Here is a 345-nt window from a genome sequence, read left to right as displayed (position 1 = left end):
CCCCGCCATACGGGCGGGGCCCAACCGAAAAGAGAGACCTATGCAAACGCAACCCACCGCCAGCCATTTCATCAACGGCGAATATGTCGAAGATACCAACGGCACCCCGATCGAGGTGATCTATCCGGCCACGGGCGAGGTCATCGCGACCGTCTATGCCGCCACGCCGGAAATTGTGGAAAAAGCCATCACCGCCGCGCGGGACGCGCAGGCTGCTTGGGCCGCGATGACCGGCACCGAACGGGGCCGTATCCTGCGCCGCGCTGCTGACATCATGCGCGAACGCAACCACGATCTGTCGATCCTCGAGACCTATGACACCGGCAAACCCTATCAGGAAACCTC

The 345-nt window shown here is 62.3% G+C and carries 1 protein-coding gene; it reads left to right on the top strand.

What is annotated here, in order from left to right:
- Nucleotides 1-40 precede the first annotated feature (40 nt).
- Nucleotides 41-345, top strand: a 305-nt coding sequence (locus B3849_RS03280) for an aldehyde dehydrogenase family protein (RefSeq protein ID WP_286779812.1), incomplete at its 3' end; no start/stop codon positions are given.

This window comes from Sulfitobacter sp. UBA4523, from assembly GCF_002388305.1.
GTDB lineage: Bacteria > Pseudomonadota > Alphaproteobacteria > Rhodobacterales > Rhodobacteraceae > Sulfitobacter > Sulfitobacter pontiacus.
This window is presented reverse-complemented; position numbering and strand designations above follow the sequence as displayed.